The 14,889-nt window shown below is 64.0% G+C and carries 11 protein-coding genes; 4 read left to right on the top strand and 7 right to left on the bottom strand.

Features of this window, described 5'->3' with window-relative positions:
* Positions 1-300 precede the first annotated feature (300 nt).
* Together L284_RS36985 and L284_RS36980 are read right to left on the bottom strand one after the other, a co-directional pair.
* Entirely contained in the window at positions 301-1,494 is a 1,194-nt protein-coding gene (locus L284_RS36985) for an IS91 family transposase (protein WP_021233619.1), read from the bottom strand.
* A gap of 3 nt (positions 1,495-1,497) precedes the next feature.
* The gene (locus tag L284_RS36980) at positions 1,498-2,412 is read right to left on the bottom strand and encodes a tyrosine-type recombinase/integrase (RefSeq protein ID WP_021233618.1); all 915 of its coding nucleotides are present in this window, start codon (positions 2,410-2,412) and stop codon (positions 1,498-1,500) included.
* 469 nt (positions 2,413-2,881) lie between these two features.
* Here L284_RS36980 and L284_RS36975 point away from each other — a divergent pair, with 469 nt between their 5' ends.
* Together L284_RS36975 and L284_RS36970 are read left to right on the top strand one after the other, a co-directional pair.
* On the top strand, positions 2,882-3,787 hold the full coding sequence (locus L284_RS36975) for a tyrosine-type recombinase/integrase (protein WP_021234388.1): 906 nt from the start codon (positions 2,882-2,884) through the stop codon (positions 3,785-3,787).
* 4 nt (positions 3,788-3,791) lie between these two features.
* Entirely contained in the window at positions 3,792-4,982 is a 1,191-nt protein-coding gene (locus L284_RS36970; protein WP_021234387.1) for an IS91 family transposase, read from the top strand.
* Between the two features lie 677 nt (positions 4,983-5,659).
* Here the strand turns inward: L284_RS36970 and L284_RS36965 are convergent.
* From L284_RS36965 to L284_RS36945, 5 genes are all read right to left on the bottom strand, one after another.
* Positions 5,660-7,735, bottom strand: coding sequence for a glycoside hydrolase domain-containing protein (locus tag L284_RS36965; RefSeq protein WP_021234386.1), 2,076 nt, complete (start codon positions 7,733-7,735; stop codon positions 5,660-5,662).
* A 64-nt stretch (positions 7,736-7,799) separates the two neighbouring features.
* Positions 7,800-9,005: an SGNH/GDSL hydrolase family protein gene (locus L284_RS36960; RefSeq protein WP_021234385.1), complete on the bottom strand. Its 1,206-nt coding sequence runs from the start codon at positions 9,003-9,005 to the stop codon at positions 7,800-7,802.
* A 12-nt stretch (positions 9,006-9,017) separates the two neighbouring features.
* Entirely contained in the window at positions 9,018-11,939 is a 2,922-nt protein-coding gene (locus L284_RS36955) for a TonB-dependent receptor (RefSeq protein WP_021234384.1), read from the bottom strand.
* A gap of 84 nt (positions 11,940-12,023) precedes the next feature.
* Complete coding sequence (locus tag L284_RS36950) at positions 12,024-13,007, bottom strand: FecR family protein (RefSeq protein ID WP_021234383.1); 984 nt, start codon at positions 13,005-13,007, stop codon at positions 12,024-12,026.
* Complete coding sequence (locus L284_RS36945; RefSeq protein WP_021234382.1) at positions 12,994-13,599, bottom strand: RNA polymerase sigma factor; 606 nt, start codon at positions 13,597-13,599, stop codon at positions 12,994-12,996. Before L284_RS36945 ends, L284_RS36950 begins: the two co-directional genes overlap by 14 nt.
* 375 nt (positions 13,600-13,974) lie before the next feature.
* Here L284_RS36945 and L284_RS36940 point away from each other — a divergent pair, with 375 nt between their 5' ends.
* Both L284_RS36940 and L284_RS36935 read left to right on the top strand, forming a co-directional pair.
* Positions 13,975-14,484, top strand: a complete 510-nt coding sequence (locus L284_RS36940) for a S1/P1 nuclease (RefSeq protein ID WP_081674011.1) — start codon at positions 13,975-13,977, stop codon at positions 14,482-14,484.
* A gap of 33 nt (positions 14,485-14,517) precedes the next feature.
* A complete protein-coding gene (locus L284_RS36935) occupies positions 14,518-14,784 on the top strand; it encodes a phospholipase C/P1 nuclease family protein (protein ID WP_021234379.1) in 267 nt (88 codons plus the stop codon).
* Positions 14,785-14,889 lie beyond the last annotated feature (105 nt).

The raw sequence follows: 14,889 nt of genomic DNA, 5'->3' as shown, positions 1-14,889 counted from the left end.
GTCGAAGGGTTTCGGGCGCCGGCAGGCGTACGCAAACCCGGACATGTACGACCCGCGGATCGGCAAGAAATGCGCTATGGGGATTTCAGTTTCGGCGCCGTCTGGAGCTTGATGTGCTTCGTTGCGGACGCAGACATGGGTTGGCCATAAGCCCGCCGCCGTCATGGTCGGCGATACCGATGGAGCATCGTCGGACCCGCAGCAGGCGTTCTTGCGCCATGAAGATGGCGATAGGCGCGACGAAGGTCCGGTCCCGCGAGCGAAGTGTTGCGGGAGGGATGACGGTCGGGCCATGCCGGGTCATGACGCGGTTTCCCGGGTAGACAAGAGCATTTCCGGTGGGGCACGCGGTTGCCGCCAGCGCTCAAAGGTTTCGACGATTATCATGGGGCCGCCGCAGCAGGGGCATGGCGGGCGCAGGTCCGTCGGCTTTTCGGTGTCGGGCGCTTCAGGTTCGGGTGCGACTTGGAGCAGGTCGCGGGCAAGCCCGAGGCTGGCCTGGCGACGAGAGCCCGCCAGCAGGCCGTAATGCCGGATGCGGTGGAAGCCGCGCGGCAGGACATGGGTAAGGAACCGCCGGATGAACTCGTCGGCGGGGATCGTCATGATGCGCTGGCGATCTGCCCCATCCCGGCGGTAATCCTTGTAGCGCAAGGTCACGTCAGCGCCATCGAAGGCCAGGATCCGCCGGTTCGATATGGCGACCCGGTGCGTATAGCGCGACAGGTAGGCCAGCACCGCTTCGGGGCCAGCGAACGGCGGCTTGGCATAGACCACCCAGCGCTTCTTACGGACCGGAGCGATATGACGCAGGAACGCGCGGCGTTCGCTCAGTGGCGCGAGCGATCCGAAGAAGGCGAGCTTACCGCTATCGTGGAACTGGATCAGCCGGGTCAGGAATAGCCGGCGGAACAGCTTGCCCAGGACACGGACCGGCAGGAGGAAGGCGGGACGCGAGGATATCCATCGCGTCCCGCCCGGGCCGATGCCGCCGCCCGGCACGACCATGTGCACATGCGGGTGGTGCGTCATCGACGAACCCCATGTATGCAGCACGGCAGTGATGCCGATGCGCGCGCCGAGGTGCCTGGGATCCGCCGCGATCGTCAGCATGGTCTCGGACGCCGCGCGGAACAGCAGGTCGTAGAGCAGCGCCTTGTTGTGGAAGGCGATCCCGGCGATCTGCGCTGGCAGCGTGAAGACGACGTGGAAGTACCCCACCGGCAACAGATCGGCCTCGCGTTCCGCCAGCCAGGTACGCGCCGCCGCACCCTGGCACTTGGGGCAGTGCCGGTTGCGGCAACTGTTATAGGCAATCCGCCAATGCCCGCAGTCCTCGCAGGCCTCGACATGACCGCCCAGGGCAGCGGTGCGGCAGTTCTCGATCGCCGTCATGACCTTGAGCTGTGTCAGGCTCAGATGTCCGGTGTGGGCCGCGCGGTAGGCCGGCCCGGCAGCGCGGAATATGTCGGCGACCTCATGGCCGGCGCGCACGCCTCAACCGTCTGGCGATGCCTGCGATCGAGGAGCCGGGAGCACAGCCAGCTTGTCGAGCGGACTGACCACGTTCCTCAAGGTGCGGGTTGCCACCTGGGTGTAGAGCGCCGTGGTGTTCAACTTCGCGTGCCCGAGCAGCGCCTGGATGATGCGGATGTCGATCCCATCTTCGAGTAGATGCGTGGCAAAGCTGTGGCGCAAGGTATGGGGTCCGACCCGCTTCGTGATGCCGGCAGCGCGTGCTGCCTCGGCCGCGATGCGATGTATCTGTCGATAGCAGATGGGCTTGAGATAATGCTGCCCCGGGAACAGCCAGCCATCGCGGTGCATGACGCCCTGATCTCGTCCCTCCTTCCACCATGCGCGCAGAAGATGCAGCAGGTCATTCGGGAGCATGGCGTTGCGATGCCCGCCACCCTTGCCGCATTCCACTCGGAGCAGCATGCGCTCGCCATCGACATCGCTGACCCTGAGTTTGGACACTTCCGAAGCGCGCAGGCCCGCGCCATAGGCGACGGACAGGATGGCCTGATGCTTGAGGCTGGTCGTCGCGCCCAGCATCCGCGTCACTTCCTCGCGGCTGAGCACCGTGGGCAAGGACCGGGGATGCTTCACCCGGTAGAGCTTGCGGGTCAGGTCCGGGCGGTCGATCGTATGCGTGTAGAAGAAGCGCAGCGCGGACACGATGCTGTTCAGCGTAGGTCCGCCGAGCCCCGCCTCGCGCTGGTCGAGCTGGAACTGGCGCAGATCTTCACCCGTCGCGGTATCAGGAGGACGGCCCAGCCAGGTGGCGAACCGCGCCACATCCCGCAGATAGTTGCGCTGCGTGGCGCGTGACAGGTGGCGCAGGTCCATGTCTTCGGCCATGCGCTCGCGCAACGTCCGGACGGGCATCATAACGGTGGTGGTGTTCATCGTTCGACTCCTTGGTTGAAGGAGTCGATAGGGTCTGCCCCCGCTCGAACCGGCTCAAGCCAGACGCGTCGACGGCGAGGTCAGCACGACATCAGACCCGGCCGCCAATCCCGCGCCAGCGGGTTCGTACAAGGTCTGTTTTCGGAACCTTACTCCGTTTTGAAGCGAGGATTGCTGGCACGAAATTGATAAGCACTCCCACAATCGGAACACCAAGGACCTTTGGCCCAAGACCGAAATGGGCGATCATGAGAATTATCCACCGCCCCGAACGGTCATTTGCACGTAATTCATAGAAGGTGGCAAAGGATGCAATAAGATAAGGGAGGAGGCCGATGAGAACGAGCCATGGACGAACCCGCTTTCGCGGGAGGGGTGCGTGGTGAGAGGTAAGGGTATATCGTGAGGTTTTGGTCGGGGTGAGGTTGCCGTCCCAGAGTGAAGTTCCCTTGAACGAGAGGAACTCACGATGGCTACGATCTCTACTCCTGCCTCGATCAGCCCGCTGCGCCAGCGCATGCAGCACGACATGATGATGCGAGGCCTGCTGCCGCGCACACAAGACCAGTACATTCGGCACGTTCGCCGCTTCGCCGCCTACCTGGGACGACCACCCGATACGGCAACCGCAGAGGATCTGCGCAATTTCCAGATCCACCAGCACGAGAGCGGAGCCAGCGCGGGCACCATAAATGGCGCGGTGTCGGCGCTACGCTTCCTCTATACCGTCACGCTCCGGCGCCGTGACCTGGCGCGCGGACTGATCGCGACACGCCGTCCGGACAAGATGCGCGAAGTCCTCAGCGTCGAGGAGGCTACCCGGTTGCTCGAGGCAGCACCCGGCATCAAGTACAAAGCCGCGCTTGGCGTTGCTTATGGTGCAGGCCTGCGCGTTTCTGAGGTCGCCCATCTCAAGGTCGACGATATCGACAGCGAGCGCATGCTGATCCGGGTTGAACAGGGCAAGGGCGCGCGCGATCGCAACGCCATGCTGTCGCCGCATCTGCTTCAACTGCTCCGTCTGTGGTGGCGCGAGGGCAAACGACGCGGCGTGATGTTTCCCCATGGCTGGCTGTTCCCCGGGCGCAGCTACACCGATCCCATTTCATCGCGGCAACTCCACCGCGCCGTCCAGGAAGCTGCTGAGGTCGCGGGCATCCGCAAGCGCATCAGTCCGCACACGCTGCGCCACAGTTTCGCCACCCACCTGCTCGAACAGGACGTCGATATCCGCGTCATCCAGGTCCTGCTCGGACACGCCAAGATCGACACGACCGCGGTCTATACCAAGGTCTCGACCCGCACGATCCAGGCCGTCGCCAGCCCGCTAGACCGGATCGTCGCTCTGATGGAGGGCAAGGCCCCTCCTGGCTGAGACCGTGCGCACCTCATTCGAGGTCGCCGATATCTTCCGCAGCGCCGGGCCCGGCTACAGGGCGGCCCATGCCGGACACCTGAGCCTCGCTCAACTCAAGGTCATGACGGCGATCGAGAACTGCCGCACCGCAGCCCTCGGCGGCCACATCGAAGCGTGCCAGGACTGTGGGCATTGGCGTCTCGCCTACAACTCGTGCCGCAACCGGCATTGCCCCAAGTGTCAGGGCGCGGCCGCGCGCACCTGGTTGGCCGAGCGCGAAGCCGATCTCTTGCCAGTAGGCTACTTTCACGTGGTCTTCACCCTGCCCGCCGAGGTCGCCACCATCGCGCTGCAGAACAAAGCCCTGGTCTACGACCTGCTGTTCAAGACGGCGTCGGAGACGATGCTGACCATTGCTGCCGATCCCAAACATCTCGGCGCCCGCATCGGCATCACCGCCGTCCTGCATACGTGGGGGTCGGCGATGACCCACCACCCGCACGTCCACATGATCGTGCCGGGCGGCGGCATCGCGCACGATCGCAAACGCTGGATCGCTTCCCGGCCCGCATTCCTTCTGCCCGTGCGTGTTCTGGGCAAACTGTTCCGCCGCCTGTTCCTCGCCCGCCTTGCCGAGTTCCATCGCGCCGGGCGGCTCGGCTTCTTCGGGTCGCTGGCGGGTCTCGCCGATCCCCATGCCTTCCAGCGCCACCTCGCCCCTGTCCGCAAGAAGCCTTGGGTCGTCTACGCCAAGCCGCCCTTCGCCGGTCCCGAAGCGGTGCTCGCCTATCTCGCGCGCTATACCCACCGCGTCGCCATCTCGAACCGCCGCCTCATCGCCTTCGACGAGAATGGGGTGACCTTCCGCATCAAGGATTACCGCCGTGACGGCGCCGACCGTCAGCGCGTCATGACGCTCGAGACCCACGAGTTTATCCGCCGGTTCCTGACCCACGTCCTGCCCCGGGGCTTCCATCGCATCCGCCATTACGGCCTGCTCGCCGGCTCCGCGCGCAAGGCCTCGCTTGCCTTGGCCCGCCACCTCCTCGATGATGCCGCCCCGAGCGAGCCGCAGCCCGAGGAGGCTGAAGACTATCGCCCACCGTGCCCGTGCTGCGGCGGGCACATGCTCATCATCGAGGCCTTCGCCCGTTGGCGCCAGCCACGTGCACCGCCGCCACCGACCACGTTCGCCCGGATGCCTGCGCCATGACCCGGCATGGCTCGCTCCTCTCCAAGTCCGGCAGATCCGCACGCCGGGCAACCACCCCGCACGCGTCTCATCTTATGAACGCCTGGCTCGGCACCCAACGAACGCTCTGGAAGCCCCTCTCCACCCTTCCGAAACATCCGGGCACCGTCGGCGCTAGCCCGCGTCGCACCGTGCGCGGTGGCCCCAGCCAGACTACCCCAAAGCACAAATCCCCATAGACCAGCCTATGCGGCCCGCGGGTTCCTCCATGTTAGAATTTCGTACGCAAGCGCCCGAAATCCTTCGACATTCCGGCAGCTTCATGAGGTGAACAGCAGCAATCAACGCATAAGTTGCGGCGATGAGAGCGGGGACCCGCACACGAAAGCGACTTTGCGCCCATTGCACCACTTCGCCCCCTAGGTCGAAAGATTTCTTAGTGTAAGCCATTCGAAAGACATGGCATTTTTTCTTTCACTATTCATCCTATTTCAGTCATCTGAGCAGGCAACAGCTTGGCCTGAAAGCCGACAGGCAGCTGACAGCACTTTCTGTCGAAATGCGGAAATTCCGCTACCGGCCAGTCTTGGGGGTGCAGAATGGGACCTGACCGTCCGCAGCTAGGAACGCAAAACTGGCTGCTGAACGGCGACAAAGGGTCGTGATCCGCGGCGGCTGAAGGCGATATGGCGCGAGTGTCAGAGACACGCCGGATGGGTGTGTCTATTGCCTGGGGATACTTGGAGTTCGCCACCGGAAATTAGTCGCTGATGCTCCAGCCATGATGCGGTCAGGGTTTTCCCATTCCATTGCGCGTGAAGGCCGCCGCCGGTTTCAAAAGGCTTCGCTATGCGGATGCTGCGCCCGCCGTTTGGCTGGATGGCAACGTGGTCAAACGCGGGTGGGAGGACCACGTATCCCGACTTGCCGGGGGTGAGTGGATAGAGGCCGAGCGATGCCCAGACGTACCAGGCGGCCATTCCCCCGGCATCGTCGTCCATGCCATCGGCATAGCCTTCCGGGGCAAGCGCAAAGCTGCGGCCGTGCCAGGGTGCCTGCCTCTTGCCGGCGTTGGTGTACCAGTGATCGATGGGGCGATCGAGGATTTCACCGACAAGCGTCGCTGTCCGATCGGGTTGGCCCGCCATGGCGAACAGGAAGGGCGCCTGGATGTCCGGCTGGTTTGTCATGTTGAAGAGGTCTTGGTCGAAGAACGTGCCTAGCTCCCGGTTGAAGCGTTCCTGCCCCAGTTCCTCATCGATCAGCCACGGCAGGTCGAAGACCGGTGCCCAGCGATATTGCCACAAGGTGCCCTGGTAGAGCCCCCGGGCCTTCACGACATCGAAGTCCGGCGCAACATTTTCAAAGACGCTGTGCCACATCGATCGATACTGCAGCGCGCGCTTGTGCAACCGGCCTGCCAGCTCGGCATCGCCAAGATCCCCTGCCAGTTCGGCTGCGGCCCATATATCGTAGGCCGTCTCGATCTGCTGGTCCGGCGCCTTTTGCGGCAGCATATCCAGTTCCTTCACCATAAGCGGAAGGATGGCGGCGGCATCGAAGCCGCCAATGCCCTTGCGCCGAAAGTCAAGCAGGGCGACGCCCGCGTGCTCGGTGCGCACGGTGATGAACGGCTCGGTCTTCGTGGCCCACTGTGCCTTGCCGGCGATGTACAGTTCCGCGAGAGAGGCGGCTACGTCGGCCGAGCGCTCGGGGTCGAGCAATCCGAGGAGCGGTAGCTGGGTGCGATAGTTGTCCCAGATCGCCCAACCCGAATAGCGATGGTGTCCGCCCGTCACCCGGTGCTGCGATCCGTCCGAGCGGCGGTACTGGCCATCCGTGTCATCGATGCGGGCAGGGGTCTGGAACACGCGGAAAAGGTGGGTGTAGAACAGCCTGGCCCGCTCGTCGGACCCGGGAACGCGAACACGCTCCAGTTCGCGCGACCAGGCGGCGCGTGCGTCCTGCCGGATCGTCTCAAGCGAACGCTCGCCAAGGGTCCGCGTCAGCACACGCCGCGCCGAACGCGGGTTCACGACTGAAAGGCCGGTGCGCACCTCGATCCGATCCCCGGCCGAGACCGGGACATCGAACGCCATCCGGTCACCGTCGATAGCAGTGCCCTTCGCCTTCAGCACCTTGCCGTTCAGGCTGAGCGTGCTGGCGAAGGAAAGGTGATAGATGCCTTCGTCGCAGACTGTTCCCGCAGACATGCTGCCGCGCAGGTCTTTCGCGCTTGTGCTGGTCCACTCGCCGCTGTGCCGTTTGGTGTAGCCGTGGCGGGGGTCGAGGACGATATGCACACTTCCGTTGCGAGGCATCGTGAAGCGCGAAAGGCCTCCGGGGCCGATCGCGGCAAGGTCGGCCTGGATCCCGCCACCGTACCGCACGGAATACCAGCCTGGCCCTGCCTTTTCGGACGCCTTGTCCATCGGCCATGGCCCGGTCTCCCCGGCGTAGCTCACCGACACCAGCAGGTCTCCGCCACCGCCGCCGCACCCTACGCCCACGGCCCGGGTATGCGAGAAGCCCTGCAGGCGGTCCGCGCGATAATCGTAGCCTGCATGCTGGGCCGGGACAGTGTCCGGCGACAGCTGTACCATGCCGAAGGGGCCGGTGGCGGCCGGGGTCAGCTGACCGTGATCGCCCGAGGTTCCGACGAACGGATCCACCAGATCGACCGGAGCGATCTCCTCATCGGCGAGCAGCGCCGCGGGAAGGCAGGAGAGGCCGATGCCGGCGATGCCGATGCCGATGCCGATATGCTTCATCATGACCGGCCTCCTAGCCGGAGCCCGAGCGCGAGGTCACGGCCGAACGGTCTCGAGGGAAGAGGGGTCAACGGCTGCCCCGGAACAGGGACAGGGGCACGGCACGACCCATGGCTTCGTACCCGCCGTTTCCGGGGTGAAGATGATCACCGGAATCGAATGCAGGCTTCACCGCCGGCGGAGTGGAGGTATCGCGTAGTGCAGCGTCGAAATCGATTACGGCGTCGAATTCTCCAGCCGTGCGGATCCAGAGGTTCGTATCCTGTCGGATCTGCTCCATGCCCGCGTTATAGGCCTTCCATCCCGAACCGGGCGTGATGGTTCCGCCGATGACTCGGACGCCGCGGGCATGGCCGAACGCGATGATCTTGCGATATCCTGCGATCAGGTCTGCGACTGCGATCGGCGTTTCTCCCGGCAGGGTGCTGCGCCAGATGTCATTGACGCCTTCGAGTACGATCAGGTGAGTCACGCCCGGAACCGACGCCACATCGCGCTCCAGCCGGTCGACGCCCGCCGTGCCGCGCCCGTCGCGCAGCAGGCGATTGCCGCTGATCCCCATATTGACGACGCCGCAGTGCGGACCGGATCCCGCCTCGATCAACCGGCGTGCCAGTACGCCTGGCCATCCGCGCCAGTCGGCACGGGTGCCGCGTGCGCCTTCGGTGATGGAGTCCCCGAAGGTCACGATGGTGCATTTCGCAGCATCGTTGTGGACGGCAAGCTGGCTGACGAGCGGGCGCAGCTTTACGGTGGCGAGCGCCGCGCCTGTCGCATCTACCGTGCCGGCAGCGAAGGCGACAGGGAAACCGGCGTTGCCCGCTACGGTCGTGCTGGGTGCGGAGGTGACGATGCTTACCACCAGATCCTCGCCTGCGCGCACGTTCAGTTGCACGGGCTGCGTCTGCATCGTGCCGCCGCCCGGCAGGGTCAGCAAGGGGCCGTCCGCAAAGCCGATCTGCCGGGACTGGGCCGGATCGATCGCGAAGCCGTCCTTCGCGGCGGCCCGGGCCACGTTCATTGATACGATCTGTAGCGACTGCGCGCCATCGGGGTTGGTCAGCAGGAACCGAAGCGCATTGCCCGATTGGCTGGAGCGGATGCGATAGCGATAGGTGCCGGCCGGCAGGGTGTCCGCAACGCTTTTGGTGGCGGGCGATGTCGCATAGCCCCAGGCGCCGACCCATCCGTCAGCCGGTGCGCTCTGGGCGGAGATGGCGGAGGTGGCGAGAAGAAGCCCGGTGAACGCTGCAAGCGCGGCACATATCTTCATGGCGGTGCTCCTTCAGAACTTGAAGCGCAGGGCTGCGGAATAGCTGCGCCCTTCGAAGTAGACGCGATCGGTGAAGGCTTTCGTTCCCCAATAGGCGCGCTGCGGACGATTGAGCAGGTTGGTGCCATCCAGCGTAAGCGAAAGGTTGCGATTGATGCTGTAGGTCGCCGATGCCGCCAGACGCGAGATCGGATACCAGTTCAGGTTCTTGGTCGGATCCGTCAGGTTGTAGGACAGCGTGAAATCGCTGCGCCACGACCAGGCGACCTTGGCGCGGAACTTCCCGTCGTCATAGAACAGGCTGGCATTGTAGCTGTGCTTGGAGATGCCGGTCGTCTGACCCTTGAATGCGGCGGTGACTGCGGTTGCGGGCAGATTCTGTTCGGATTCGATGTAGGTGTAATTGGCCGAGGCGCCAAAGTGACGCAGGATGCCCGGGGCAAAGTCGAAGAAGGTGCTTCCCGCAACTTCGATGCCCTTGATATAGCCATCGCCCGCATTGACGTACTTGGTCACGTCCACCGTGCCCAGGGCGCCGGGGATGCCGTCGTCGGTCACTTTCGTACGCACGATGTAGCCGTTTACGTCGCGGTAGAATCCGGCGAGTGACAGCGATCCGGCGTTTCCGATGTAATATTCGAGCGAGAGGTCCCAGTTGTTCGAGCGTACTGGCTTCAGGTCGGGATTGCCCGCCGTCGCGACACCTGTGTAATCGCCCGAGGCGGTCTGGACCTGCACCAGTGCGACGGTGGGATTGAGGTTGCTGAAATCGGGGCGGCTGAAGGTTTTCGTCCACGCCGCGCGAAGCTGCAGCTGTGGTGTGAAGTGTGCAACGGCGCTTATCGCCGGATCGACGTCCACATAGTTCTGGTGGCCATGGATCGGTGCGAAGCGGGTGATCGTGCCGCCCGTGGTCGGTGTGTTCTCGCGAATGCTCTGGGTGCCGTCTATCGAAAGCCAGGTGTTTACCACTCGCACCCCGGCCACGCCGTCGATCGGGACGCCGCCCAGTTCGAAGCCGTACTTGAACTGGCCATACGCTGCGAAGCTGTTTTCCTTGCCGTCGAAGGCATTGATTGGATCGAAGGCGGGCCGTCCTTCATCGGTGAAGTATCCGCTCATTCCCTTGAGCGTGCGGATGTAATTGTTGAGGCCTATCACATTGGCTTCGCTGTTCAGATAGGTTGCGTCGTAACCCACCCAGCCGGTCGGGATCGCAGCGTCATCGCCGCCCGGCCTGCGGGAGAGAACCGCCGGGGTTGCGCCGCCGGGAAAGGCGGACATCGGCAGGTTCAAGGAATTCAGGTCGACGAGCCCCGTTCCCGAGCGATATGCGGCCGTGCGTCGCGCATAGCGAAAGCCGGTCTTGAACGAGCGAAAGAACCCGGTCCCGGTATCCAGCTCCAGATCGGTGCGCCATTGCAGGCCCTTGCCCTTCTGCCGTTCGCGCGTGTCTGAATAGGCGCGGACGTGGAACTGGTTGATGTCGGCCAGATCGACGCCCGGGTAAGAATAGGAAAGGCCGCCCCATTTGCTGTCGCTCTGAAACACGGCATCGATGGTCGGCGCCTTGTTGAAGCCGAGCAGGAACAGCTGCTGGTCGGTTTCGACGCGCGACGTCGTGTAGACCGCGCTTGTCGTCAGCTTGGCGATCCCTGAAGTGAAGTCCGCGCCGAATTCGACCTGCGTTGTGTCCAGCAACTGGCGCGTGTAGTTCGATCGCGACCCGGAACTGGCGGTGGCGGTGAAGCTGGCGGTCTTGACGATGTTCGTGCCGTCCACGAGCTGGACATTGCGAAGAACGGTACTGGCCGCGATGTTCGTCTGGAAATCGGTGTCGGTATAGGTGTTGTCATCCGTGACGTTAGTCGCGCGCACGTATAGACCGAGATTGTACGCCGGACGCCACTGGATCTCTCCGGTCAGTACGGGGCGTTCGTAACGGCCCTTCGGGTTCTTGGCGAGAATGCCGCTGGGAAAGCTGTAGCCTGCCGTGCTGGTCTGAGGGGCAAGGTTTTCGCGATAGGATTCGTAGTAGTCCCTGCGCGTGTAGCTTGCATTGACCATGACGCCGATCTCGCCGGCGCTGGTATCCCAGTTGCCGGCGATCAGCACGTCGCCGTTGTACATCAGTTTGTCGGCCTGGTCGTCGTAAGTACCGCGCACGGTGCCGGCAACGCTGAGGCCCTTCCTAAAATCGAGCGGCTGGCGCAGCTGCACGTCCACCGCGCCGCCGATACCACCTTCGATCAGGTCCGGGGTCAGCGCCTTGTACACCTCGATCGAGCGGATGAGGCCGGCGGGATAGCTGTTGAGCAGCGTTCGGCGCGAAGAGCCGGTGTAGGCTTCCTGTCCGTTGATCATGGTCACAACGCTGGAAATGCCGCGAATGGTGATCGCCTGCCCTTCGCCGCGGTTGCGGAAGACCTGCACGCCGGGAAGACGCGCCAGTGCTTCGGTCGCGCTGTTGTCAGGGAGCTGCCCGATGTCCTCGGCAGCGACCGCATCGACGATGGCGTCGGAGTTGCGCTTGATGTCGCTAGCTTTGCTCAGGCTGGCGCGAAAGCCCGTCACCACGATGTCGTTCGCTGCCGCGCCATCGCTGGGCACGGCGAGGCGTGCTTCGCTGACCCTGACGCGGCGCAGGACGATGCGCGCGCCGTCATCGGCAGCCACTTCCAGGCCGGTGCCACCGATCAGCAGACGTAGCGCCGCTCGCGCATCCATGCGTCCCTTGAGCGGCCGGCTGCGGATCTGTTCCAGCCCGTAGTCGGGGGCGACGATCTGCAATTGCGCCTGTCGGCCGAGCGAGGCGATCGCGCCAGGCAGGGGCTGGGCGGGGATGTCGAACTGGCGCTCCTGCGCGATGGCAGGCGTGGCGATGGCGCAAGCGACGACGGCCAGCCCGCAGCCGGAAAGAAATCTCGAAGGCATCTGCAAAATTCCCCACAGCGGCGTTTCTGCCGCGTTCACAGGACTAGATGCGAGCCACCCAGCGATCCTCCACCTGGTCCGAAATTATTTTCGCGAAAGTGTGATCGTATCGTCCGAGATGCGCACGCGCAGATCGTGAGCAAGGCCTGCTGCCTGCGCGAAGCCGGCGGGATCGCTGGTGGAAAAGACACCGGCTATCTTGAGCCGGGCAACATCGGGATCGGCAATCACGATCTGCCTATCCGAATACCGGGCATACTGGCGCGCCGCATCGGCGAGCGTCAGGCCCGTCAGGTCCATTTCCCCGCGCTGCCACAGGCCCAGCCGGTCAAGCTCACCGGCACTGAGCTTTTCGATGGCCACCGCGCCCTGCGACGGGACCAGCACCCGGTCTCCGGCCGACAGCACCAGTGCCGAAGTGTGCCCGTGGTGCACCTCCACTCGCCCCTCGCGCACGGTAACGGAGACTTCGCCAAGGTCGGAGAGATGGACGATGAAGCTGGTGCCCACCACGCGGATGCGCACCGCGCCGGCATCGACGATGAACGGACGTGCCGGATCGCTGGCAACATCGAAGTTCGCTTCGCCCGTCAGCAGGCTGACCCGGCGTTCCAGCCGCTTCATGTCGACCGCCACTTCGGTGCCGGTGTTGAGCGTGACGGCCGAACCGTCGCGCAGCGCGGCGCGGCGCACGTCACCCTTGTCGGCCATGATGGTCTCGGAACCTATCAGCCGATCCCAACCCACCGCTGCTACCAGGGAAGCCGCGATTGCACTGGCTGCGCCGCCCAGCCAGAGCCGGCGGCTGATGCCGCGTTTCGGCGTCGGTTCGATCTGCGCGACGGGTTCTTCGTTAGCCTCAGCGACCGTTTCGGGAATATCGCGATGGACGCCCAGCGCAACGGCCCGATCGAGGTACGCATTGCTCGCCATGGCGTGGGCGAAGGCCCCGGCATGGCGCGGGTCGGCGCTCGTCCAGGCTTCCAGTTCGGCTTCTTCTTCAGCCGTCAGCGATTCGGAGTCGGCACGCAGCGCCCAGTGCGCGGCGCGCTCATCACGCGCGTTCACGCCGTCCGGAAGGGTCGCTGGTGTTGCTGTCGTCTCGCTGCTCACGCAGCCTAGATGACGCATCGCGCGAATTTCCGCCACGCCCGATTGCATTTGTGAGCAGCGCGAGCGCCTTGACCATGTGCTTTTCGATCGTGCTTTCGGCGATCCCGAGAGCCTGTGCCGTCTCACGCTGGCTCAGACCTTCGACCTTGCGCAGGGTGAAGACCTCTCGGCACCGGTCAGGCAGCGCGGCGATGGCTGCCGATACGCGCAAGAGTTCCTGCCGATCCGCGACGACACGTTCGGGCGAGGGCGCGTCCTCCGGGATATCCAGCACCTGCGCGTTCGCCTCGATATCGATCGTGACGACCTTGGCGCGTCTCAGCGATTGCAGCACGACCGACTTGGCCACCTCGAACATGTAGGTTCGCGGGTTGCGGATGTGATCGACCTGATTGATCGATGCCAGGATCGCGTAGGTTTCCTGCACGATATTATCGACTTCCAGCCCGGCCGATGCCGCCCGCGGCCTCAGCCACTGCCGCAGCGCAGCTTCGTAAGGATAGACATTGCGCCCCAGCCAGGCGGCACGTTCTCGCGAGAAGGACATCGACGCAGCGACTATCCGTGGATGATGACATTATGGATACAGCTGCGCCCTGCCGCGGAGGTTTTCCTCGTCATCAGCCTCTCTCCCAAAAATATCGTCCGCGGCGTGGAGGATCGCCTGTGCCTTTGCATCTAAGTGACGGTTCCAAGCTGCAGGACCAGGTGCCTACGCCTTAAATGCCAGGCCGTGCATGCCCGTCATCACGTGCCGCCGGATCCATGGTTGCAGCCCCGCAAATGCTCTGGAGGAACGATGACCCACAAGACAATCCTGAAACGGCCGCGTCTCGCAGCCTGCTTGCTGCCCCTGGCAGTCATGTCCGTCGCTGCGCCTGCCCATGCGTAGGCCCGCACTCCGCACGCCGTTGTTGGCTGAATCGCGGAAGCGAAGTTGAAGAAGGACAACCCGGCGGTCTGGCAGAAGGTCAAGGCGCTGCTGGGAGATGGCGAACTGTACGATGAAGCGGTGGCGAAAAGGGCGGATGATTTCCGCACGAGCTACCCCAACCTGGCCCATTCGGTCCACATCCCGGTGCTGGGCACCGTGCCGATGGCATCGGAGCCTGCCTGCATCGCCGACAGCCCCCAGACGATATGTGCCGACAAGGCGATTGTGCAGTATTCCGCGATCCTGCACGATGCGTCAGGGCATACATCGGCAGAGCGCCTGGAAGCGCTGAAGTTCGTACTGCACCTGGTGGGCGACCTGCATCAGTCCTTGCACGGTACCGAGCCCGGCGCCCAGATCAAGGTCATCATTCCCGGCGGCATCCTCAATGTCGACGCAGCCGGCAACGCCATCGCATCCGATATCCATTCGATTTGGGATTATGCCATCGTGAAGCGGCATCTCGGCAAGGATGGGACCGCCGACACGCTGGGGTAGGAGCTTTGGGGGAATACCTCGCTCAATCCTCCGGTGGGCGGAACACCGCGTGACTGGGCCGTAGAGAGCCGCGATCTCGCGAAGAAGTACATCTGCCTCGATTCGGTGACGCCGGGCACTAACGATGCCTACAAGCTCGCGGCCTGCGGCGGCCGAACCGGTATCGCATGCCCAACCACGGCAAAGGTGCTCCCGCCCGATTACGAGACGCGCAACTACTATCTCGTGTCCTATCGCCTCAAGCAGGCCGGCCTGCGGTTGGCCGATGTTCTGGCGCAGGCTCTGACGAATACGATCTGAGAACTGGTCCGCCATAGCAAGTCGTCACGACGTGCAACTGCTCGATCAACAATCGACGCTGATCGGGCAGTGGCGGTCACGACTATTTGCTAGGCAGGGCCTTGA

Origin of the sequence: Novosphingobium lindaniclasticum LE124, assembly GCF_000445125.1 — a bacterium.
Taxonomy (GTDB): Bacteria; Pseudomonadota; Alphaproteobacteria; order Sphingomonadales; family Sphingomonadaceae; genus Novosphingobium; species Novosphingobium lindaniclasticum.
The sequence above is the reverse complement of the archived record's forward strand: the minus strand, read 5'-3'. Positions and strand labels throughout refer to the sequence as shown.